A 24,639-nucleotide genomic window follows, 5' to 3' on the forward strand; every position below is an offset into this window, starting at 1 on the left:
TTAATCTACAAATATGAATGTAATATATTGATATATAGTGATCTATATAAAGAGATAATATCTACAAAATGCTGTTTGATAAAAACTGTAAAAATATAGGTTCTTTAAATATTTTGTAGATAGTCTGTCAAGTCATCCTCCGAAGATAAGTTTAGAGATTTACGTAAACGATATCGATTCATGTTGATTGTTTTGGGAACATTTCCTGTGAGCATCGAGATTTCTTTGGTAGATAGATTTACCCGTAATAAAGTAGCTAGATATCTTTCTCCTTGTGTTAAATTGGGATGCCGTTCGGATAGCCGTTGAAGGAACTCCTGGTTCTTTTCTTCAACATTCATCAGCAAGGTGCTGTTCGTCTTATCTCCATTCTGATATTGGCTGATGAAAGCATTGACTTTCTTCAGATGAGGAATCAATGCCTGTTGGTCCATCTTATATCCTTGCTTTATCATTTCTCTGATTTTCTCCAGCATTTCATTGCGGCTATGCAGGAATACAGCAAAACTGGTAGCTTCCTGGCGACTGTTGTATAATGCGCTTTGTACAGATTTTAATTCGAGTTCTTGCTGTCGTACTTTAAGTTCTGCCAATTCGTGTTCCGATTGCTCCAGATTATAGCGGGTAACCATTAACTGCATATTCTTTTTGCGTTTATACCATTGGTATAGAAATATACTGAGTACTATCAATGAGATGAATATGATTACTAATACAAACAGGTTCCGTTTCAGCAGTTCTATTTCATAAGCTTGCTCTCTTAGTTCTGCTTTCCTTTGTTGGTTTTGATATTGTTTATGGGAAATTTCCTGTTCTACGATGCGTAATTTACTTCCACTTTGCAATTCTTTGCTAAGGGTATATAGTTGTATCAGGCATTTATAAGCGTTTTTATGGTCTCCAAGGGCATCGTATACCCAAGATAAATATTCGTAATTATCACAAATCAGTTCTTTGGCACTGATGGAAGAAGCGACCTCGTATGCTTTTTGTAAAGCCATCAAGGCATTGTTATATTGTTTTGCATAGAAGTATTGTTTTCCCATATTGTTATAGTTTTCCCCTAATGACCATTGAGAATTCAAGTTCTTGTTGATGACAATGGCCTCATTAATTAAACTTAGCTTTTCATTAAAATCACCCTCATATAAACATAGATTATTCAAATTGGCGGATATCCCTCTTAAATTTTTCTGACTGCGGTTTATTATAAGGGCTTGTTTGAGGAATTGTTCAGCTGTGTTGAACTCATTCATGGAATAATGGATGATGCCACGATCATTGTAGCATAGTGCGATAGAAATGGAATCTCCGATGGATTTAAAGATTGAGATGGCTTTCTCATTCATTTCGATCGCTTTGTTATAGTCGGTCAGTTTACAATAGAGTGCTCCTATCAGTGCGTAAATTTGTCCATTCAGCTCTTTATTGGCAGGAGTTGCATACTCCAATGCGTCATATAGATTTTTGATGCTCACATCAAAATTGCCTAATAGCTTTTCTGCCTGACTGTAATAGAACATTGCTTCGGCTTTTTGATCATTTTGCCTTTCTTCAGGAAACAATTCAATAACCTTGGCAGCATAGTAACTGGCCTGCTTCGGATTATTGTATAAGGCTTCAACCGACTTTTTAATCAGTGCCTCGGCTTCTTGTTGTTTATTACGGGCATTAGCCCATGAGAGATTCAGCAGGCAAAGGAGAATATATACAAGTAGGTTGTTTTTCATAATCAAGCGTATTTTTGCAAAAATAGTGATTTTCTTTGTAAAAAGACACTCTTGTTTCTCTTTTAAAAGAATATCTTTGCAAGCAACAATAAAGATGAGTTATGTTATTACCTTATTTGAATAAAGATCTGATAGAGGCCGGTTGTGATGAGGCGGGCAGGGGATGTCTGGCAGGATCTGTATATGCAGCTGCTGTTATTTTACCTGTAGATTTTAAGAATGAATTGCTGAATGATTCCAAGCAACTGACGGAGCATCAGCGTTATGCGCTGCGAGAGATTGTGGAAAGAGAAGCATTGGCATGGGCTGTAGGTGTAGTGACTCCTGAAGAGATAGACGAGATAAATATCCTTAATGCGTCTTTTCTGGCAATGCATCGTGCTGTGGATCAATTGAAAATTCGTCCCCAACATTTGTTGATTGATGGGAATCGTTTTAAAAAGTATCAGGATTTGCCGCATACTACTGTGGTAAAAGGAGATGGAAAATATCTTTCTATTGCCGCTGCATCTATTCTGGCGAAAACCTATCGTGATGATTATATGAATGAACTGCATAAAGAATATCCTTTTTATGATTGGAATAGTAATAAAGGTTATCCTACTAAAAAGCATCGTGCGGCTATCCGTGAACATGGAACAACGCCATATCATCGGATGACTTTTAATTTGTTGGGAACAGATCCCCAATTAGAGATTCCTTTCTAATTTGAAGAATATATAGGAGGATGGGATAACTTCTTTACATTTCATTCTACTTGGTTGAAAATAAAGCGAAGAATCTGTTTGATTCATATGAGTCGTAACAGATTCTTCGTTTCACTTTTTTACAATGGTCTTATTCAGCATATCAATATTTTCCCCGTTGATAAGAGCGATGTCCATAAATAGTGATTACCACAAAACAGATAAATGGCAGGATAAATGAAACATTTACGGCTGGCATATTCCAAATGGTATTCATATCAATAATACTTGCTTGTAAAGGAGGAAGTACGGAACCTCCTAAAATAGCCATAATCAGGCCGGCTGCTCCAAACTTTGCATCATCTCCCAATCCGGTAAGCGCTATGCCATAGATCGTGGGGAACATTAATGACATACAGGCTGAAACAGCTACCAGGCAGTACATACCCCAGATATCCTGGAAGAAGATGACTCCGGCGGTGAAGCAGCAACCCGCAATGGCAAGTATGGCCAATAATTTACCTGGATTGAGGTAGCGCAAGATGAAGGTACAGATAAAACGGCTGATACAGAAAATAACCATCGCGATGATATTATATTCTTGTGATAGTACTTCGGCAGCTTTTTCCTCCATACCTTGTGACATGAACAGGCGTGTGCCGTATTGGATGATGAAGGTCCAACACATAATCTGCGCACCTACATAGAAGAATTGTGCCACCACTCCTTCGCGGTAATGATGGATGGAGAAGATACGCTTCAGTGTGGGACCGAAATTGATACTGTGAGACTGGTCACCATTTTTGGGCATTTGGGTAAAACGTATCACTAGAAGCATAACTAATATGACTATTCCGATAGTGAGATAAGGAGCGATCAGTACGGACAGGTCCGCATCTCTTACCATTGCAAATTCTGCCGGGTTTAGTTGGGCTCGTTCTGCCGTATCCATCGGATTTAGTTTCGCCTGGATAAAGTTCATGGCTACATACATTCCCAGTAAAGAGCCCATAGGGTTAAACGATTGTGCCAGATTGAGACGTCGGGTAGCGGTAGCTTCTGTTCCCATGGACAAGATGTAAGGGTTGGAACTGGTTTCAAGGAAGGAGAGTCCGCAGGTCAGAATAAAATAAGCTAATAAGAACGGATAGTAGCTGCCTGTCATTTTAGCGGGAAAGAATAATAAGGCTCCTACGGCATAAAGTCCCAATCCCAGCAGGATACCGGCTTTATAAGAGTATTTACGGATAAACATAGCTGCCGGAAAAGCCATGGCGAAATATCCGCCATAGAAGGCAACTTGCACCAATGCGCCATCGGTGACACTCATCCGGAAGATTTTAGAGAATGCTTTTACCATCGGATTGGTGATATCATTGGCGAATCCCCACAGGGCGAAGCAGCAGGTGACTAATATAAACGGTAGCACGTAGCTGACTCCATCTTTGTACAGGATGGGTTGATCTGTATCTTTCATTTCTTAAATTAAAGATTGAGAATTAAAAATTAAGAAATGAGAATTGAAAACAAAAAGGAGAGGCATATAACCTTTTCTCTGTTTTTAATTTTCAATTCTCAATTTATTAACTATTTATAAATGGGTCCGTAAGTTGAGCAAGCTCTGTAGTCGGAACCTTCCTTATCCATACCGAAGGCATTCCATGATGCCGGGCGGAAAATCTTGTCGTCTTCTACATTATGCATACAAACAGGAATACGTAGCATAGATGCCAGAGTTATTAAATCCTGTCCGATGTGTCCATAGCTGATGGCGCCGTGGTTGGCTCCCCAGTTGTTCATTACCGAATAGACATCACGGAATGCAGGTTTGTCGCATAGGCGGGGTACAAACCAAGTAGTAGGCCATGTGGGGTCTGTCCGCATGTTCAGTACCTGATGGATTTCCGGATCAATATCTACTGTCCAGCCTTCTGCCAGTTGCAATACTGGGCCTAAGCCTTTTACCAGATTAAGACGCATCATGGTGACAGGCATACCGCCTTTAGACAAGAAATTGGAAGAGAAACCGCCTCCACGGAAATAGTCGCGATCTGCCGGATACCAGGTTGTAGCTTTCAGACAAGCTTCGACATCGGCTTCAGTCATTTCCCAGTTGGGCTTCATGCAGGGCTCTCCCGCTTCATTATGGCTCTCACCGGTAGCGTCCAGAGTGGTTGCACCAGAGTTGATAAGATGGATGATACCGTTTTTAGCCATTCCGGTAAGTTCTTTGCCGGTGACACGTTTTACCGCTTCGGGACTCCAGTAAGTACGGATGTCGGAGAACATCTGTCCACAGCCACTCAGCAGGTGACCGAATAACATGGCAACACCATTGCAAGCATCATTTTCGGTAGCCAGAACGTATGCTTCGCGAATGCCGTTCCAGTCGAAAGTGGTGTTGAGCAGTGCTTCACTGAAGTCACCGTTTGGTTTCCAGTCAGTCCATTGGCGTTGCCCCTGGAAGCCGGCTGCGATGGCATTATGGCCGATAGCTTCTTCTTTGAATCCCATTTCAAGCAATTTCGGGTTGCCGACCATCAAGTCACGCATGATGATAGTCATTTTTACAATAAATTCCCAGTCGGCATCCTTCTCTTCACGGGTTTTGCGCTTTTCGGGACGGTTCTTAAAGTCTTCCCCTTCGTTGGGCTTGCAATATTTTTCAGTCCAGGCCATTGCCTTGGCATATTCTTCATGGTCATAGATTCCTTCTTCCATACGGCGCAGGATCTCAGTTTCGTCCACGCTTTCATTACGTATTCCCAGATATTCCTGGAAAAAGTCAGGATCGACAATAGAGCCGGCGATACCCATGCAGACACTACCGAAAGAAAGATAGCTTTTTCCGCGCATATTGGCTACAGCCATGGCGGCACGGGCGAAACGCAATAGTTTTTCTGCTACATCGGCCGGAATCGTGTTGTCATCCAAATCTTGTACATCGTGTCCGTAAATACCGAATGCAGGCAGCCCTTTTTGTGCGTGCCCGGCTAATACGGCAGCCAGATAAACGGCTCCCGGACGCTCTGTGCCGTTGAATCCCCAGACTGCTTTCGGCCAGTGCGGGTGCATATCCATTGTTTCGGAGCCATAGCACCAGCAACTGGTTACGGTAATGGTGGCACCTACTCCTTCGCGTTCGAATTTCTCGGCACAAGCGGCGCTTTCGGCTACACGACCGATGGTGCTGTCTGCTATTACACATTCCACGGGGCTTCCGTCACCGTTTTTCAAGTTAGATGAAATCAGTTCGGCAACAGCTTTTGCCAGGTTCATAGTTTTGTCTTCAAGGCTTTCGCGGACACCACCCTGGCGGCCGTCGATAGTGGGACGAATCCCGATTTTAGGATACTTTTTCATGATATACATAGGTTTTAGTTGTTAAATTGAATTTCTTAAATGGACTTCGGTAGGGAGATAAGTTCTTATTTCCTGTCCGGTTAGTACAAATTCTGCGGCTTTCCGCCCCAGCTCTTCCCAGTTGATACTGAGTACCGTAATCCCTTGGTCTATTACCTCGTAGGCAGGAGTGTCATTGTAGGCTATCAGTCCGAAATCTTCTCCGCATTTCAGCCCGGTTGTCCGGCTTTGCTTGATTATATTGACTACCTCTATCTGACGGATTGCAATGTATACTTCTCCTTTACGGACTTGTATCCGGTCTGTATTTTCCACAATGGCTGAATCAATGTGATAATCCTGACAGAAACAATTGAAATACTGACAACTGCTACGGGGGTGTTTGATGTCTTCGGGAAATAAAAGTACTAGTTTCTGATATTTTCTCAGATGTTCTTTCAATGCGGCCAATGCATGATAAAAGGAATCGTCAAAATCCTGACATACGTATGAATAGTCCTTTTTATCGAACTTCCCGAAATCCAACAGCAGCAACTTAGACGAATCTATTTTGTAAAGATGGGGGGATAGTTTCTCATTGTCGAAGTTCATCACAATGTATTTATTGTATCTGCCTATTGATTCACGTAAGATGGTATTGAAAAGTCGTTCATTATATTGATGAAACAATAAATCTACTTTGTAGTTGATGGATAGTTTTTTGATAAAACTATTATATAACGAGTATTTAAAGGGAGAATATTCGTCCAGCAGAAGCAGAATGTTTGTAAGCTTGTTGGTAACGTAGTAACCTTTTCCCGGAGTAGAGTCTATTATTCCCCGGTCTTTTAAATCAATGAATGCTTTGAACACCGTATCCCGCGACACTTGATACTCACGGCTCAGTTTGTTGATGGACGGTAATGTGCAGTCCGATTTATATTTGCCCATGGAAATCTCCTGACTGAGTAAATCAGCCAGTTGTTTCACTTTAGTGGTCTGCTGTCCAAAGGTAACTTTCATGAACTGTTTAAGGTTTTACGCGGACAATGCAAACTGTGCTGAACTGTCCCGATGCAAAGGAATGCAATTTATTCATAAACAGCAAGATGAAAAGGTATGTTTTATAACACAAGAATCGAAGCTTCTATATCGATTTCCGGAAGAATGTGTAGTACGTACTAATCAAATAATATAATTAGAGTATTTGCCGAAGTATATTAACCGCATTACAGAACAAAGGGAGGGAGTCGTGTCTTGCCGGTGCGCCGGATATTGTTTTGCTGGTTTGTGAAATGATTGCCGGGCGTATGAATGCAAAATTGACTCGGGATATGGAATTTAAAGACGGACTGCATTTTATCATCGAACTTCCTCTATAAAAAATAGGTGAAACATTATTCATTGACAGGGCTTTTTTGTACCTTTGCACCCGGAAAAAGCAAGGATAAACTTTAAACAAAATAAGATTATGAGTAAAAAAGCCCTTTTAATGATTCTTGATGGTTGGGGTATCGGCGATCAAGGTAAAGACGATGTAATCTTTAACACTCCCACTCCTTACTGGGATTCTCTGTTGGCAAACTATCCGCACTCTGAATTGCAGGCTAGCGGTGAGAACGTTGGTTTGCCCGACGGACAGATGGGTAACTCCGAAGTAGGACACTTGAATATCGGTGCAGGACGTATCGTTTATCAGGATTTGGTAAAGATTAACCGTGCATGTGCCGACAACAGCATAATGAAGAATCCCGAGATTGTTTCCGCTTTCTCTTACGCAAAGGAAAATGGCAAGAACATCCACTTTATGGGATTGACTTCAAACGGTGGTGTACACAGTTCATTCGATCATTTGTTCAAACTTTGCGATATCTCTAAAGAATATGGCATTGAAAATACATTTATCCACTGCTTTATGGATGGTCGTGACACAGACCCGAAGAGTGGTAAAGGCTTTATCGAACAACTGACTGCGCACTGTGAAAAATCAGCCGGTAAAATCGCTTCTATCGTTGGTCGCTTCTATGCTATGGATCGTGACAAGCGTTGGGAACGTGTGAAAGAAGCATACGACCTGCTGGTTGAAGGTAAAGGAAAGCAAGCCACCGATATGGTTCAGGCTATGCAGGAATCATACGATGAAGGTGTTACAGATGAATTCATCAAACCGATCAATAATTCTACCGTAGACGGTACCATCAAAGAAGGTGATGTGGTTATCTTCTTCAACTACCGTAACGACCGTGCCAAGGAATTGACTGTAGTGCTGACTCAACAGGATATGCCGGAACAAGGTATGCATACTATTCCGGGCTTGCAGTTTTATTGCATGACTCCGTATGATGCGTCTTTCAAGGGTGTTCATATTCTGTTCGACAAGGAAAATGTTCAAAATACGTTGGGTGAATATCTGGCTGCTAACGGTAAGACTCAGTTACACATTGCAGAAACGGAAAAGTATGCTCACGTGACTTTCTTCTTCAATGGTGGTCGTGAAACTCCGTATGATGCCGAAGAGCGTATCTTGGTTCCATCTCCGAAAGTGGCTACTTACGACTTGAAGCCTGAGATGAGTGCTTATGAAGTGAAGGATAAATTGGTAGAAGCCATCAAGACCCAGAAATTCGATTTCATTGTCGTGAATTACGCTAATGGTGATATGGTAGGTCATACAGGTATCTATGACGCTATTGAAAAAGCAGTGAAGGCTATTGACGAGTGCGTGAAAGATACAGTGGAAGCTGCCAAGGCTAATGATTATGAAGTAATCATTATTGCCGACCACGGTAATGCCGACCATGCACTGAATGAAGATGGTACACCTAATACGGCTCACTCTTTGAACCCTGTTCCATTTGTATATGTAACAGAGAACAAGAATGCTAAAGTGGAAAATGGTGTATTGGCAGATGTTGCTCCTTCTATCTTGCACATTTTGGGTATGCCCCAGCCTGCCGACATGACCGGACGGGATTTGATAAAATAATGTAGAAAGTATATTTATTTGTCATTCTGAACAAGGTGAGGAATCTGTAATGAAGCATGGATTCGTCACTTTGTTCGGAATGACATTTTAATTTAATAAGAGATGATACAGATAGATGATGTTGTAATCTCCCTTGATGTGTTTCGTGAGAAATTTCTTTGTAATCTCGATGCCTGCAAAGGTGAGTGCTGCATAGAGGGAGATGCCGGTGCACCGGTGGAATTGGATGAAGTGGAAAAACTGGAAGAGGTGCTTCCTGTTATTTGGGACGAGCTTTCACCCGAGGCACGGGCGGTGATTGATAAGCAGGGAGTGGTTTATACAGATGAAGAGGGCGATTTGGTAACTTCCATCGTCAATCAGAAAGATTGTGTATTTACCTGTTATGACGAGAAAGGGTATTGTTATTGTGCCATCGAGAAAGCCTTCCGGGCAGGTAAGACCGATTTCTATAAACCAATCTCTTGTCATCTTTATCCCATCCGTATAGGTGATTATGGCCCTTATAAAGCGGTGAATTACCATCGTTGGGATGTATGTAAAGCCGCCGTGTTATTGGGAAAAAAAGAGAACCTTCCTGTATACAAGTTCTTAAAGGAACCGTTGGTGCGGAAATTTGGTGAAGAATGGTATAAAGAGCTGGAGGTTGCGGCAGAAGAATTGAAGAAAAGAGGAATGATTTAAGCATCTTCGGTTTTATTATCCCTGATTTATTACATTAACCGAAATTTAATACTACGAAAATACCCCATGAAAAGACTACTCTTGTCATGCTGTATCTTATTATGCGTCGTATTGACTTTGAAGGCGCAAGAACAGCCGTTAATCAGTCCGGATGATTCTATCCGTAGTTTGGTGGGACGTTTGTTTCCTAATAGCAATCCGAATCTTTCGGCACACATGAACCTGCAATTCTCCACTTCGGGAGTTGCCAACTTTATTGAAGGAGATTTAGAGGATGCCTCTTTTAAACTGAATCGTGTAAAACTGGAGATATTAGGTTCTTTCAGTAAACAATTTTCTTATCATTTCCGTCAGTCGTTTAATAAATACAGCAATCCCCACTCGTTGGATAATTTGTCCTCTTCCATTGAGTATGCTTTGGTGAATTGGAAAATGTCTGATAAATTCACGTTGACTGCCGGAAAACAAGATATCGCTTTGGGTGGCTATGAATATTATGTCAATGCCATCAAAGTCCGCGAGTATAGTGAGTTTAATGATAACATCAGTTGTTATCAGGCAGGAGTGGCGGGAAGATTCAATCTGTCATCCACCAATGAGTTGGTGCTTCAGGTAGTAAATAACCGTAGTGGAGAAAATGATGAAACCTATCTTTACGGTTTGCCGCAAGGAGTGGAAAAAGCTAAAGTTCCTGTTCTGTCAACAGTCAATTGGAACGGGTTCTTCTTTGATAACGCGGTACAATTACGATATGCGGCCTCATATGGGCAGCTGGCGGAAGGTAAGAATCTTTGTTGTTTTACGGCGGGTAATATTTATGAGAAAGGCCCTGTTATTGCTTATATTGATTTAATGTATTCTCGTGAAGGGCTGGATAGCAAAGGCATTATCAGTGATTTGCAAGGTCCTGTTTTAACAGCTCCGTCCACGGCGCAGAATGCGGAATACTTTAGTACCGTGGTAAACTTTGACTATCGCGTTCATCCCAATTGGAATCTTTATTTGAAAGGCGCTTATGAGAGGGCAGGCATTTATAAAGCAAACGGGCATTTTGAGAAAGGGCTTTATCGTACTACATGGAATGCGCAGGCGTGTGTGGAATATTTCCCGATGCGTAATAGTGAACTGCTTATCTTTGCCCATCTTTTATATAAAGGGCATCATTTGACCCGGCGTGCGCAGGCTTTGGGAAGCACGAGTCCGGACACGCAACGTATTTCTGTCGGGTTGGTTTACTCTATTCCCGTTTTTTGATGTTCCTTATCATATCTTCACTCCGTTCCGTTTGATATTTCACATGGGTGAAGCAACTGCTTCACCCATGTGACAACGGCTGTTTACCTAAGTGAAATCGCTTCTTCACCAAGGTGAAGCAATGAACGCAGCCGGACAAAAATACAAGAAAAAAGGCTTACCTTTTTATTTCAATGAGGTTGTTTCCCCTTTTCATTGCAAGACCGGGGAAATACGCTATATTTGTGAAATAATTAATTACTTCAACTAACAACACAGAATATTATAATGAAAAAGACTGTCCTTTTTTTTCTGATGATTATATTGATAGCCTCGTGCCATCAAGAAGAAATTCCTTCTGTTTCCGATAAACCGGAAGGGAATCAGCTGATTTTTGATTTATCAGATGAAGATGCACTTCAGGGTTGTATTTATGTGAAACTGAAAGAAGAACCTACAGAAGAGGTGCAGATAAGGAGTATTGGCAACACGGTAAGGACAGGAATTAAGGTGTTGGACCGGGCTGCCTCTTCTTTGAAAATAGAGAGAATGGAACGTACGTTTCCCTACGCCGGCAAATTTGAAGAACGTACTCGTAAGGAGGGGCTTCATTTATGGTACAATGTTTGGTTCTCCAAAGACACATCAGCGACTCGTGCAGCTGCTGAAGTAGCTTTTCTAGATGGTATTGAAATGGCTGTTCCTGTTCCTAAGATAGTTTCCAGGGCAAGGCCGGAAACAGTATGGGATATGTATGGTATCAGAGTGGGGGAGTGGTTGTTCAATGATCCGGATTTATCCAAACAATGGTATTTTGATAATCCCGGTACAGAATCCTGGCAGAGGGAAGGTGCGGATATCCGTTTAGTTGATGTGTGGAAACAATACAATGGGAATCCGGCTATTATTGTAGCGGTTGTAGATGGCGGCATTAATCAGGAGCATCCTGATTTGCAGGATAATTTATGGACGAATCCGGGTGAGATACCAAAGAATGGTATAGATGATGATGGCAATGGGTATATAGATGATGTACATGGTTATAATTTTGTAGATGATAATGCAATTTTGGTCCCTCATCGTCACGGAACTCATGTGGCGGGTACTATTGGTGCGACAAATAATAATGAAACAGGTATCAGCAGCATTGCAGGAGGGAACGGAACTCCCGGCAGTGGGGTGAAACTCATGAGTTGCCAAATTTTAAAAAGTCTGACTTCCACTGGAGGAGAAGTCGCTTCTGATCCGTTTATTGCTGCCGCTATTAAATATGGTGCTGATAATGGAGCTGTTATCAGTCAGAATAGTTGGGGATACGCTGTCGGAACGGGGAGGAATACCTCTTCATATATTAATCCTGTACATAAGGAAGCCATTGATTACTTTATAAAATATGCCGGATGTGATAACAACGGAGAGCAACTTGACGGAAGTCCAATGAAAGGAGGGATTGTATTGTTTGCATCAGGCAATGCGAATACTTCTGACCCCAGGATAGCGGCGCCGGCTGATTATGACAAGGTAGTTGCGGTTGCAGCCATTGAGGCCGATTATAGAAAGGCTTCTTATTCCAATTATGGTACATATATGGATATTTCTGCTCCCGGAGGAGCATTGAACGGAGATGGGCGGATATGGAGTACGACTACAAAACTGGCCGGTAATTATGAATATCTGGCCGGTACATCTATGGCGTGTCCGCTGGTCAGCGGTGTGGCAGCACTGGTGATAGAGAAGTATGGGGTAGGCAAGAAAGGTTTTACACCGGAAACTCTGAAGGAAATCCTCTATCAAAGCGCATACGATTTGGATGAATATAATCCGAGGTATACCGGCCAGTTGGGGCACGGATGCGTGGATGCCACAGCTGCTTTAAAGATAGATGTTTCTAATCTTCATCCTTTTACATTGAAGTCCAATCAGGTAACTGATAATACTCTGATATTTAGTGTAAGCAGCAGTATGGCTGGTAATGGAGAACTGACTTTGTATAATGGCATTGGCAATAAGGTGCTGAGTCTTCATTTGGAACTTGAAGCCGCCTCCTTGCATTCTGTGGACATAACCAAGCTTTCTGCCGGATATTATACATTGGTGTACCGAGCGAACGGGATGGAGATCAGAGAGAAATTTATCAAGTACTAATCCTGATAAAATGAAATAGGACATGAAACGAATAGGACTATATCTGTTTATAATAGGCATAACTTTTATTAAAGCTTATGGACAAGAGGATTCCGGACCTGTCAATACCGGAGCGGCAAACTATCTGACTATACCGGTTGATGCACGCAGCGCAGCCATGGGAGGTGCCGGTGTGGCGATTTCGAGGGGAAATAATGCCGTTTTCCATAATGGTGCGGCAACTTTATCGGAGGCCATGCACAAAGGTGGGGTTACGTATACTTATTCCCCGTGGATGCGTGACTATGAGTATGGATACTCTCTTCATAGTTTAGGCGGTTTTTATAAAATTAATAAGCGCAATGCCATTCTGTTAGGTTTCCGTTATTTCGGCTATCCGGAGATGGATGGAATAGGGGAGGATGCTTCGGGAATACATCCCAAAGAAATAGCTGTGGCGGCAGGTTATGCATACGAGGTCATAAAGAATCTTTCGGTTTCCGCTACTTTTAAATATCTGTATTCGGATATGGGTAAGATAGGAAATAGCAACGGTGCGAGTTCTGTGGCTTTTGATTTGGGGATATTATATAAGCGTGAGATAAAGGATTGGGAAGGTGCCGGTTGGTCGGTCGGGATTCATGCGAGTAATCTTGGACCGAAAATAAAATACCTAACCTCTAAAGAGGCTCTTCCTGCAATGGTCAAAGTAGGAGGTGCTGCTGACTTGCCTTTTGCATCAATGCATAGGTTGACTTTGACCGCTGATCTGGGTTACAGGCTTTCCCCCGATGATGTACAGGCGTTAAATGTAAGTGCCGGGGCGGAATATGCATGGATGGAGCATCTCATGTTGCGTGGCGGTTATCATTATGGTGATAAGAATAAAGGAGATGCCAGTTATGCTACGGCCGGGGCAGGAGTGGAATATGCAGGTGTGCATTTGGATTTTGCGTGGATGTTTGCGGGACATGAATGTCTTGCCAGAAATACGTTTTGGATTTCTTTAGGATACTCTTTTTAACTCTTGCACGGTTAGTCCTAGAAGCCTATATACATATATTAGGCTTCTAGGTTATCGATTATTAACAGGAAGATTATGAGTTATCTTTACTTTTTTTTTGTAGATGATTGGAATGCATTCATAATGGCTGTGGGTTTTCCGTTTTTGTCAAAGGCTCCCATATCATATCCGTTCCATTCGTAACATTCCGGTTCCCAGTACCATACACCAGCGCAAGATTCCATGTCTCGGGCTTTGTTTATAAAATCGGCAAGGACTTGGGCGGAAGCGGAATCATTTTGTTTTACCCCTATTTCGGTTATCATGACTTTTACTTGGAAAGTCTTTGCTAGTTGGCTGATGTGTTTTAATGCTAACAAGTTCATTTCTTGCCATAATTTTGTGGAATGAGTTTGTGGATAGTGTGACAGGCCAATCATATCCAATTTTCCTCCAGCTTCTTTGAACTGCTTGAACCACCAAGTTAAGTCGTCCCAGGCATTGTCTATGTGAACAATAACGATACTTTGGGGGAAGATTTTTTTTACGGCATCGTAGCCGGTATTGACAAACTCGGCCAGATTTTGTGTGTTTTGTGGATATTTCACTCGCTCATTGGTACTGTTTAAGCCTTTGACATCACATTCTCGGATATCATAGAATGCACCGCTGAGTGCGACATTCTCATCCCACAACATTCCTGGACGGATTTCGTTACCCACTTGTACCCATCGTGGGGATATGTCTTCCGCCTTTAATGCTTGCAAGATGTCGATGGTATGGGCGGCAATGGCCGTCTTTAGTTCCGCTACTGATTTGCCGATCCATGCCTTGGGCTTGAACTGTTGTCCGGGATCAGCCCATGAGTCGCTGTAATGGAAGTCTACCATGACATCCAGACCTTGTTCTTTGGCTCGTCGGGCTTTGTTCACAACGTCTTGTTTACTGTTCCATCTGTCTTTGGGATTTACCCATACGCGCAGGCGGATGGCATTTATGCCCAGCTCTTTCATCAGTTGGAAGCAGTCGGTTTCTATGCCTTCATGATTGTAAAACTTCAACCCTTTTTTTTCCATTTCACTCACCCAACTGATGTCGGCTCCTTGAGTAAAACTGGTTTTGGAAGGTGCTGGTGTATCGGAATTATCTGTTCCGGACTGTTCGTTGCCGTGGCTTCCGCAAGCTGACGAGGATAATACCAGCAAAGCGGTTAGCATATAATTCTTGAGGTTATGATATATTTCTTTCATGTGTTTTCGTATATTAGTTTTTTAGAAGATAGACAACGGAGGCATATCCGTCTAGTTTTAAATAAAAGTTTCCATGGTCTTCCTTCTCCTGTACATTTCCGGATACGGCGATAGCTTTCTCCGTCCTGTCCGTCAAGGGAATCTCTATTTCAGAATTGCCAAAATTATGAATAACCAATAGTTTCTCGCTATCTTTAGTCATGTACCAGGCGGCAATACTTTTGTATTTTTTTTCTCCCTCTCCCGATTCGTTGAACAGAGCATGACGGGTCATGGTTCCTTGGGCCAGCGCTGGATAGGTGTTACGCAATGCGGTAAAGATCAAGTAGGTATTCAATACTGACTGATGGTCTGCCGTCTGTTTGGTTACATCGGGGATGTTTGTGCTTACTGTGGCATCTATTTTGTCGGTATAGTGGGTGGTATAACTGTCTCCCCACAACATAGGTCCGCGTACATATTCATCTCCTTTGTCTTTGGTGCCGTATAATCCTAGTTCTTCACCATAATAAATATAAGGTGAGCCGGGAGTAGTGAGCAGGACAGCGGCTGCTAATTTCTCCTTGGCGGTAGATTTACCTAGCTTGGAGGCTGCACGATCTTCATCATGGTTGCTTAGTTTGGTTGCTGCGATGTACCCGGGACGATAGGCGGCATATTCTTGCCTATAGTTCAGGATGTCTTTGGTGAAATAACATCCGGTGGCATTATTGAGAGCCCATTCCAGACGATACCAGAAAGAGAACTCGAACAAAGCGGGCAGACCGGCATAATAGGGGGCTACTTCGTTGTATTCGGACAGTACTTCACCCACCATGTAGAAATTGTCTGTGTGTCCTTTTTGCTTGTAATAAGTGTTCATGTCTTCGTAGAACATATTCAGGAAACGGGGATTTTCGTTGCTGGTAGCACTGTGGTAGATGTGCTTGACAGCATCCAGCCGCAGTCCGTCCACACCTCGGTCTATCCATCCTTTGGCACTGTTTGCCATGGCTATGTACGCAGGGGAAGAAGTGGCTTGTTCCACCGCACCATAGTTGAGGTCGGCAAAGTAGTCGGTGGCAAACTGGGAATGATAATACCATAAGTTCATGGAATCGAACAGAATATCGGCCGCTGTTTTGTTATCAAGAGTGAATGCAGTTCCCAAAGTGACTTTGTGGGAAGCAGAAGTAGCACCGTATTTAGTTCCTGCAGGCCAAGAAGGATCGTTACTAGTGCGGATTAGAAATCCCCAAGAGGACACGAAGTCTGTGGTCAGTTCATAATGGTTGTTCCCTTTGTCATAGAATTTTTTACATATGCCTTCTCCGAAATAAAGGTATTTGGCTCCGTTTGTGCCGGGGTCAGGGTTGTCCGCATCGGCTTTTTCGGCCCGGGTTACTGTGACGGTGGGTTGCGAGGCTTTGCTCCAGTCGAGGCTGAATGTATAGATGCCTTTTACTTCTGTATCTTCGGAGGAGGTTGCGAACCATTCATTGGCGGCATATTCTTCTTTGGGTATCATGGCTATTTTTCCTTCTGCTATCTCTGTTTGAGGAGATTGGGAGAAGAGATAGTAGCTACGATAAAGATTATCAGTAGATGAGGTGGCTTCCTTGAACCAAGGGTGGGCTTTGCCCGTATGGTTCATTACATAATCCAGGTATATTTTTATGTTGCGCTTGTGGGCTTCGGTGATGAGGCGGTCGAAGTCGGCCTCTGTACCTAGTTTGGGATTGACTTTGGTATGGTCTGTCACATCATAGCCGTGATAGGACATGGCAGGATGGATGGGGGAGAGCCAGAGGGCTGTCACTCCGAGGCTGTTGATGTAATCCAGCTTGTCAATGAGTCCGTTGAGGTCGCCGTATTTGTCACCGTCTTTGTCTGCAAAGGAGTAAACTAATAATTGATAGGAGATGTCGGCACGCTTGGTACCATCCCAATTGTCGGGGGCGGCAGTGATATTTTTCCAAGTGGCGGTAGGAGGATCAGGGTTTTCGGGAGTCGGAGGAACCGGTATTTCCGGCGAATCGTCAGAACAGGCTTGTGACAGAGGTACCAAGCAAAGCAGGAATAGTATACCTACTAGAAAGAGATGGATTCGTTTCATGGTTTCTTTGTTTATAAGGGGTAAAAGAATAAGGCGGAGTACAGTATTACGGAAATTCCGCAAGCCGTAAACCGCCTTTTGTCGGTATAGGTACGGGGAGGATACAAGAAGCGTACCTATACTTGTATTGATTAGTTCTTAGTTAGGGTCAACAGGTTCATGCCGTCGCATTGAGGGATGAACCTGATGGTATAGTTTCCGGCCGTAACAGCGATGTTGCCGGCATTGAAAGTCGGTTCGGCTATCGAACCACCCCAGTTGATGTCCCAGTCATTATTGGCGCGGATTTTGATTTCACCATCCGTTAGGTTGGTGGTCAGATTCCAACTTCCATCTTCTTCGTTGTAAGTCATGTCGGTATCGGCATCCCATCCGGATGGGGTGGCGCTACCTATCACTCCGAGAGTTGAGATGAGGGTATGCTTGTAAGTCATGGCAGTCAAATCCACTTCCATCATGTAGAACCCTGCTTCCGGAGCGTCGATATTTCCTGCACCGTTTTCATCAAGTGTACCTGCCAGAGCATCACCACTTACTTTTTCCCAATCGCCTGTCCAGTTATCTTTTTCTGGGTTCGGCTTGTATTTGAATTCTCCGTTCAAATAGGCGAAACCTCTGTATTTGCCATCAAAGTTTATTCCGGCTAGCGGGCAAGTACCTGACCATGAGGTGTTATTACCTATTTCATAGATGTAAGGAGCGAAACCCAGCTCTTCCAGTGTGTAGGTGTATTCCATCATATCCAATGTCATTCTATACATGCCGGCTTGAGTTATCATGCCGGCTTGTGGATTGTTTGTTGTAAGTGTTCCTTCGGTAGCGGTATCTCCATCGGTTACGGTTCCCAATACACCAGCTCCCCAGAATTCTCCCTCGGTATTGGTCTTCGGAATAATTTTCCAGCATTGATTATCAGCGGTTGTGGTGAATACGATGGAAAATTTGGAATCTTCATAAACGTCTGTTCCCGAATGGCTGAATCCCACCATGCCGTCAGCGCTCCAACCATTTACCGAGGTTTCATCCTTGTCGTTCTTTATTGTGAACATGTCGCCTACAAGATAGTAACCGGTGTCAATAAATGGTGCGGCCGGAGTGAAATTTACGTCAAACGAACCGGCATTTACCAATAAGGCTTGTCCGTCTTTTATGGCATTGGCATATACTTGGGCAATGAAGGGACGCGCTATAGGACGTTTCCCGTAAGTTTCCACTACCAGCTTCTGAATGGTCAGGCTGTCAATCATTCCGTCTGTATTGGATTCCAGTTCTCCTGCCTTACCTTTCTCGGTAGAGAGCTCTACCCGTACATTGCCCAAGGTATATCCTTCGGGAAGTGTGGCATTAGATAGAGTGAACAATTTGATGCTGCTCCCCGGATTGGATAAATTGATGTCATCGACCTTGGATGCCGAGAAATCGGGAAGGGTTATTGCAGCTTCTTGTTCGTTGGCTTGAGGAGTTGCCCAATCAGTGTAATCATCTGTGCATGAAGACATGCACAGAACAGTCAGACCGATTAATGAATGGATTGATATATTTTTCATCTTGATTCAATTAAAAAGATTATTATTTGATTTCGCCTTCGCCGGTAGCGAAGTTCAGGTAGAGCTGCTGTCCCGCTTTGCCTGCTACTCGTGCTTGGTCTCCATCGTTGGCACGATATTCAATTTTGCCGTCGAAGACCATGAACTCGCTCTTCCACCACTCAAAGGTAGGAATTTTTACGTATGCACGCACACCGTCACCATCGCCACCCGGGACACTGGCAGCAAAAGCAGGTGAGACAAAAGAAGCGTTAAAAGTATCGGGAATGGTACATAACCAGCCTTCAGCCTGCTCTTTCCAGTCGCTGTTGCCTACAACAGGTCCCATCAACCATATTTCAGGTTTGTTAAACTGTATATCATAGACGAGGTTGCGTCCCGAAACGGAAGAGGTGATTACCATTAAGTACCATCCCGGAGTATCAGTAGCGATATTGTCTCCGTTGTCTTTGATATTGCCTGCCAAATCGCCGTTTATACTGTTTATACCAGAAAATCCTGTTTCATTTCCATCCCAAGCTTTGCTCTGATTGAATTTGATGCCGGCATCGTCTATCCATACCATAGACCAGAATACATGAGTTGCACCGTTTACGGGAATCATCTTGGTTGCCGAATCCCAGTTCCATTCGTTAAATCCGCCTACGATATATAAGTTTTCGGGGGTATTGACCGGAGGAAGCGAGAAAAGTAAATGTACTTTATTCAATGACACTACATTGGAAAGTATTTCGGTTCCTTCTATTGCTTTGTTATCACTGGTCATCATAACTGCTCTCAAGCGGATATAGACCGCTATATCCATCGGAAAATCAACATCGGTTGCACCTTTGTTTACTTTCATATCTGTAAGTGTACTAGCTAAAAGAGGTGCGTCTATACTGATTTTTGTTCCTGCATTGACATTACCTATTTCTGTAAAATCGGTCATGGATTCATCGAATGCCACTTGCACATAGTATCCAACGTTGGCGGGGAAGCCGTAGTCGGGTTGTGAACAGGATATTTCGATAGAGGAAGAATTGGCCAAATCGATTACTGTACCGCTGATAGCTGGAGTGTTTAGGACAAATTCGGTGGGTGAGATTAGCGTTGGGTTGGAGTCGCGATCATCATCACATGCGGTGAATATACCCAGTCCCAATCCGATAATCAAAAATGATTTAAGTATTTTATTCATTGTATTTTCATTTAATATTTATAAAACAAAAAGTTTTCAGTATCCCGGGTTCTGAGTCAAATTGGAGTTGGCAGTCAACTCATTGGTCGGGATGGCAAAAATATTAAGATGTGCATCAAAACTACGTCCTTCATAAGATCCGCCTTTCCATTGCCAAGTGTAATTGTTGTTGCCTCCATAGCGGTTGAATCTAATTAAGTCCATACGGCGGCGGCCTTCAAAATAGAATTCTCGGCTCCATTCATCGCAAATATCATCCAGGCTATATGCATTTGTACGGGTAGAAGCATGTGCACGACTTCGGATGGAGTTAACTGCTTGTGTACCTTCAGATGTAGTGTTTCCTCCATTCAAGCGAGCATCGGCTTCTGCAAAAGTCAGATAGGCTTCTGCAACACGTAGCAAGAAGTAGTCGGTATCGGCGAAGGTGGCATCATGTCCGGCTGAACCGTCTGTTTTGAAGTTGGTGAATTTTGCAATAGCATAACCGCTTTTAAAGGTAGATACATCTTCATTGTTTAAGGTACGTCCCACACCGTCGAATAAAGCACGGTCGTCTTTGGCTGCTACATACATGTCGTAGCTTGGCAGTTCGGGGGCATCATTCTGAGGGAAGAATTTGCGGATGAGGTCAGGACGTGCGCGGTTACCGCCCCAGTTTTGTGCAGAAACACCGTTGGTGGCTGTCAGGTCATTAGGGTTTGCATGCATCTCACCATCAAAGCAACCAGCTATCAAGAACAGGGAAGTACCCCAACTGGTGGTTGTCAGACCGTCTTGAAGTAAGGGTAGAAGAGCTTCGTAAGCAGCATCAGTTTCCCCGTTGTCACCCATGAATAACATTTGATAGGCAGTCCATCCGCCTTTTCCCACAGTATTGAGCCGGTAGGAGGATTTTATTACTTTGTCGGCATATTCTTTTGCTTTTTGCCATTGGGCCGTTCCTGTATAAATTTCCGAATTCAAGTACAGGCGTGAGAGCAACAGCCAGCAGGCAGCTTTGTCTACACGACCATAACCGGCATCTGTCGATTTTTTTGCTTTTGCTTCGGAAAGGGCCGGTTCTATTCCGATCAGTTCCTGTTCAAGCCATTCATACATTTGAGCTCTGGATCTTTGTTCAGGTTTGGTCATTGGTTCCAATGTAAAGGGTATGTTTCCCCAACCATCCATCAGTAAGAAGTAGTGTAGGGCACGTACAAAGCGGATTTCGGCAGACATGGTGGCATCTGTATCTCCAGCCATAGCCAGATATTGGTTACAATAGGTGATGCCGGTAGTCAGACGGGCATAGAACCCGTTTAACATAGGATGGGAAGCATTGTAAGTATTGTAGCAGAAACTGGCTACACCTTCATCTCCCCAGCCGCAGATAGCTTCATCAGTGGTCAGTTCGTTGGAATTGAACAATTGGCGGATAAAGCCTGTCGTACCACCATCCAAACCGTCAATATCACAGTCACCGTTAGCACCACCGTTTCCGGCTAATGCCATATTGGCGTAGCACTTGTTGAACAATCCGTTTAAATCAACATTGGTATCGATGTTCGGATCGATAGGATCTACATCTAAGTCTCCGATACATGAGGTTGCCCCCAAAGCCAACATCATGAATGTGGCAGGAACGATATTCTTTATGTATTTTTTCATATACTGCATAATTTTGCGAATTAGAAATTCAGGTTAAGACCAATAATAAATGAGATAGGACGCGGATAGAGATTGTTATCGAATCCGTTATTGATTTCGGGGTCGATGCCATCATAGTTTGAAATGGTGAAAACATTCGATACGGTTCCATATACGCGTCCATTCAAACCGCGATAGCTTCCGTTCTTGAAGAGATTGGAAAAGCTGTATCCTAAAGTGATGTTGTCACACTTCAAGAATGAGGCGTTACGCACCCAGTAGTCCGAAGCTTTGGCGGTAATTTCGTAAGTTTGCCAATTTCTGGCTACAGCGTCTACCGGACGGTTAGACAGGTAATTCAAAGAGTTGGACCATACTTCACCAGGATTCATGTTGCTCCATCCGGCGTTGATTCCATCATAAACATAGTTACCTAGACTGGCACGCAGTGAGAATCCGAAGTCCCAATTTTTGTATTCCAGGCGGGAGGAAAGCCCCATAGTTACGTCGGGAGCAGCATTTTTATAAAGGTATTTGTCATTTTCGGTAATCTTACCGTCACCGTCCCGGTCTACTACTGCATTTTCTATCGGGTTGCCTTGTGGGTCATATACTTGTTGGTATACATAGAATGAATTAGCTGGATACCCTACTTGATTGTATTGCAGATAAAAACCCGAACCTTGACCTACTTTGATATCGGTATTGGCTACAGGAGCACCACTATCGGATACACCACTTAGATCGGTAATCTCATTCTTATTATAAGTAAGGTTATAATTAATAGTCCATATTAAGTCATTGTTTACAATGGGTTTCCAGTCTAAGGCAAATTCGATGCCTTTATTTTCCAACGAACCGATATTTTGCCATGCTTGATTTCTATAGCCAGCCATGGACGCTAATGGTGCATAGTTCAGCAAATCTTCGGTTTTACGGTAATAAGCATCAATACTGGCTGTCAGCCGTTGATCCATAATACCAAAATCAACCCCAATATTATAGGTAGTAGTGGTTTCCCATTTTAAATCAGGAGTATAGTTGTCCGGGCGGTATAGGGTTCCGTTACCTATCAGTGGATAAAAACCGTTAGTACCTGTGCTTACTGAGTATGTGGGAATCCAGTTATAATTGTTAATTTTTTCTCCTGCCTGTTGACCTGTCATGCCCCAGCCTAAGCGAAGTTTCAAGTCAGATATCCAAGATATGTCTTTTAGGAAGTTTTCTTCTTTTGCTTTCCAAGCTAAGGCTACAGACGGGAACCACGCCCAATGGTCTTTGAAGCGTGAAGTTCCATCATCGCGAACGGTAGCTGTAAGATAGTAACGGTTCATAAGTATGTAGTTGGCACGTCCGAAGAAGGAAACCAAATAACTGTCGGTCTTGTATTGATACGGAGTGTGAGGACGCTCTGTGCCGGCTAATGTGGGGTCATCGTTCGTCATCGGATAACGACCTACGTAGTCACTGTTTGTGCTTTTCCAAAAATGTTGCCATTCGTAACCTCCCATAATATCAAAATGGTGGTTATCATTAAAGTCTTTATAATATTGGGCGTATGCATTCAATGAAAGGTTGCGTTTTAGGATACTTTCACCTCCAACAGAACCATAATACATGGCACTAGGGGAAGCAGTAGATTTATTCTGTGCTTGGCGTCCTTTGGAAACATCGGCACCTAGAGATAAATGAAGGCGAAGGTCTTCAAGACCATGTACTTTATAGTCGATATCGGCACTTCCCACAAAGGCGCGGCTGTGGGCAACTTCTGTGTTAAAAGCAAGCATGGCTAATGGGTTGGCACATTCTGCCGTGCTGTTATAGATGAACGGCCATGTGGAGTCGCCTAATGATGCGGCTGATGACCATTGGAAAAATCCCCCATAATTTTGTAATGTCTGATCCAATGCATTGCCGAATTGGGCTTTGTGATATTCGGATGTGAAATTATAAGGATCTTGGGTAGGGTCCATCTTTACAGCAGCACCTACGGCTCCACCGTCGGCATATGCAGAACGTGCGTACATTCCTTTCGCATTGAGGTTCATAGTCAAATGATCGTCAAAAAAAGACGGATTAAGATTCAATGCAGCTGTGACACGTTTGAAATCAGAATTTTTCAAGATACCTTCTTGATTGGTGAAACCTACAGATACACGATAAGGAAGGTCTTTTACTGCACCCGATACGGTTATATTGTGGTCATGACTGAGAGCGGTACGGTAAATAAGATCTTGCCAGTCGGTGTTGGCTGTACCCATGGCACGATAAGCATCGCTGTTTTCTCCGTATAAATCGGTGATAAGTTGACGGTATTGGTTGCTGTCAAGTACATCAACTGTTCCTTTTTTCTGACTCAATGTGACACTACCTGAATAGGAAACTGAAGGCTTTTGCCCTTTGCGTCCCTTTTTAGTAGTGATGATGATAACACCGTTTGAGCCGCGTGAACCGTAGATAGCAGTGGCTGAAGCGTCTTTTAATACGTTGAATGATTCGATATCCTGCGGATTAATCATGGCTAGTTTGTTAGAGAGGCCTTTTACTCCCTCATTGTCCATAGCCATACCATCAATAACAATTAGAGGGTCATTAGATGCGTTCAGTGAAGAACCGCCACGTATACGAATCTGGGCGCCACTGCCTGGGGCACCATCATTACTTGTTACATTGACACCGGCTATTTTCCCAGAAATCATATCCTGTGCGTTTATTACTAAGCCTTTGTTCTTTCCATCCGGTTTCATGGCTGTTACCGAACCGGTCAGGTCATTCTTTTTAGCCACACCATAACCGATAACGACTACTTCTTCCAAAGTTTCCGTATCATCTTTCAGTATCACATTTAGTGAAGTAGCAGCCGGAAGTTCCTGGGTCAGGTATCCGATAAACGAAATAACAATTATATCACCTTTATTGGCGTTTAACAGGAAGTTACCGTCAAAATCAGTGATAGTACCATTGGTTGTTCCTTTTACCACAACATTGGCACCGATAATTGGTTCGCCTGTTGTGTCCTTTACAAGTCCTTTGACAGTCATTTGCTGGGCAAATGCGTCTATGGACAAGAAGCATCCTACTATCAGTGTGAGTAGGATCTTGAACATCAAGTTTCTTTTCATGTCTTTAAATTTAAAGTTAAATAATTAT

Annotated in this window: 16 protein-coding genes; 6 read left to right on the forward strand and 10 right to left on the reverse strand. The window is 43.1% G+C overall.

What is annotated here, in order from left to right; genetic code table 11:
• Nucleotides 1–104 precede the first annotated feature (104 nt).
• Nucleotides 105–1,730, reverse strand: coding sequence for a tetratricopeptide repeat protein (locus tag AB5062_RS03590; protein ID WP_032952206.1), 1,626 nt, complete (start codon nucleotides 1,728–1,730; stop codon nucleotides 105–107).
• Between the two features lie 101 nt (nucleotides 1,731–1,831).
• Here AB5062_RS03590 and AB5062_RS03595 point away from each other — a divergent pair, with 101 nt between their 5' ends.
• Complete coding sequence (locus AB5062_RS03595) at nucleotides 1,832–2,437, forward strand: ribonuclease HII (protein WP_005838886.1); 606 nt, start codon at nucleotides 1,832–1,834, stop codon at nucleotides 2,435–2,437.
• A gap of 142 nt (nucleotides 2,438–2,579) precedes the next feature.
• Here AB5062_RS03595 and fucP read toward each other — a convergent pair whose 3' ends face one another.
• From fucP to AB5062_RS03610, 3 genes are all read right to left on the reverse strand, one after another.
• On the reverse strand, nucleotides 2,580–3,893 hold the full coding sequence (gene fucP / locus AB5062_RS03600; protein ID WP_005849652.1) for an L-fucose:H+ symporter permease: 1,314 nt from the start codon (nucleotides 3,891–3,893) through the stop codon (nucleotides 2,580–2,582).
• 110 nt (nucleotides 3,894–4,003) lie between these two features.
• Complete coding sequence (gene fucI / locus AB5062_RS03605; RefSeq protein ID WP_005849650.1) at nucleotides 4,004–5,779, reverse strand: L-fucose isomerase; 1,776 nt, start codon at nucleotides 5,777–5,779, stop codon at nucleotides 4,004–4,006.
• Nucleotides 5,780–5,800: 21 nt separating this feature from the next.
• A complete protein-coding gene (locus AB5062_RS03610) occupies nucleotides 5,801–6,781 on the reverse strand; it encodes a GntR family transcriptional regulator (protein WP_022508263.1) in 981 nt (326 codons plus the stop codon).
• A gap of 448 nt (nucleotides 6,782–7,229) precedes the next feature.
• Between AB5062_RS03610 and gpmI the strand changes: the two genes are divergently transcribed.
• The 5 genes from gpmI to AB5062_RS03635 all read left to right on the forward strand — a co-directional run bounded on the left by gpmI (nucleotide 7,230) and on the right by AB5062_RS03635 (nucleotide 13,809).
• A complete protein-coding gene (gpmI, locus tag AB5062_RS03615; protein ID WP_005849646.1) occupies nucleotides 7,230–8,744 on the forward strand; it encodes a 2,3-bisphosphoglycerate-independent phosphoglycerate mutase in 1,515 nt (504 codons plus the stop codon).
• 102 nt (nucleotides 8,745–8,846) lie between these two features.
• Complete coding sequence (locus AB5062_RS03620; protein WP_005838895.1) at nucleotides 8,847–9,428, forward strand: DUF3109 family protein; 582 nt, start codon at nucleotides 8,847–8,849, stop codon at nucleotides 9,426–9,428.
• 66 nt (nucleotides 9,429–9,494) lie between these two features.
• The gene (locus tag AB5062_RS03625) at nucleotides 9,495–10,682 is read left to right on the forward strand and encodes a porin (RefSeq protein WP_005849642.1); all 1,188 of its coding nucleotides are present in this window, start codon (nucleotides 9,495–9,497) and stop codon (nucleotides 10,680–10,682) included.
• Between the two features lie 267 nt (nucleotides 10,683–10,949).
• Nucleotides 10,950–12,806, forward strand: coding sequence for a S8 family serine peptidase (locus tag AB5062_RS03630; RefSeq protein WP_008668516.1), 1,857 nt, complete (start codon nucleotides 10,950–10,952; stop codon nucleotides 12,804–12,806).
• Between the two features lie 22 nt (nucleotides 12,807–12,828).
• Nucleotides 12,829–13,809: a PorV/PorQ family protein gene (locus AB5062_RS03635; RefSeq protein WP_008668515.1), complete on the forward strand. Its 981-nt coding sequence runs from the start codon at nucleotides 12,829–12,831 to the stop codon at nucleotides 13,807–13,809.
• Between the two features lie 86 nt (nucleotides 13,810–13,895).
• Here the strand turns inward: AB5062_RS03635 and AB5062_RS03640 are convergent, their stop codons facing one another.
• The 6 genes from AB5062_RS03640 to AB5062_RS03665 all read right to left on the reverse strand — a co-directional run bounded on the left by AB5062_RS03640 (nucleotide 13,896) and on the right by AB5062_RS03665 (nucleotide 24,611).
• Complete coding sequence (locus AB5062_RS03640; RefSeq protein WP_368326835.1) at nucleotides 13,896–15,038, reverse strand: glycosyl hydrolase 53 family protein; 1,143 nt, start codon at nucleotides 15,036–15,038, stop codon at nucleotides 13,896–13,898.
• Between the two features lie 13 nt (nucleotides 15,039–15,051).
• Complete coding sequence (locus AB5062_RS03645) at nucleotides 15,052–17,133, reverse strand: alpha-amylase family glycosyl hydrolase (RefSeq protein ID WP_005838908.1); 2,082 nt, start codon at nucleotides 17,131–17,133, stop codon at nucleotides 15,052–15,054.
• Between the two features lie 131 nt (nucleotides 17,134–17,264).
• Complete coding sequence (locus AB5062_RS03650; RefSeq protein ID WP_005838910.1) at nucleotides 17,265–18,680, reverse strand: DUF5115 domain-containing protein; 1,416 nt, start codon at nucleotides 18,678–18,680, stop codon at nucleotides 17,265–17,267.
• 22 nt (nucleotides 18,681–18,702) lie between these two features.
• On the reverse strand, nucleotides 18,703–19,860 hold the full coding sequence (locus tag AB5062_RS03655; RefSeq protein ID WP_005838912.1) for a SusF/SusE family outer membrane protein: 1,158 nt from the start codon (nucleotides 19,858–19,860) through the stop codon (nucleotides 18,703–18,705).
• 36 nt (nucleotides 19,861–19,896) lie between these two features.
• Nucleotides 19,897–21,519, reverse strand: a complete 1,623-nt coding sequence (locus AB5062_RS03660; protein WP_005838915.1) for a RagB/SusD family nutrient uptake outer membrane protein — start codon at nucleotides 21,517–21,519, stop codon at nucleotides 19,897–19,899.
• A gap of 11 nt (nucleotides 21,520–21,530) precedes the next feature.
• Nucleotides 21,531–24,611 (reverse strand): TonB-dependent receptor, encoded by a 3,081-nt coding sequence (locus tag AB5062_RS03665; protein ID WP_007841979.1) that lies wholly within the window; start codon nucleotides 24,609–24,611, stop codon nucleotides 21,531–21,533.
• Nucleotides 24,612–24,639 lie beyond the last annotated feature (28 nt).

It is taken from the genome of Phocaeicola sp. RTP21359st1_B8_RTP21360_211022 (assembly GCF_040911965.1).
GTDB classification, from domain to species: domain Bacteria; phylum Bacteroidota; class Bacteroidia; order Bacteroidales; family Bacteroidaceae; genus Phocaeicola; species Phocaeicola vulgatus.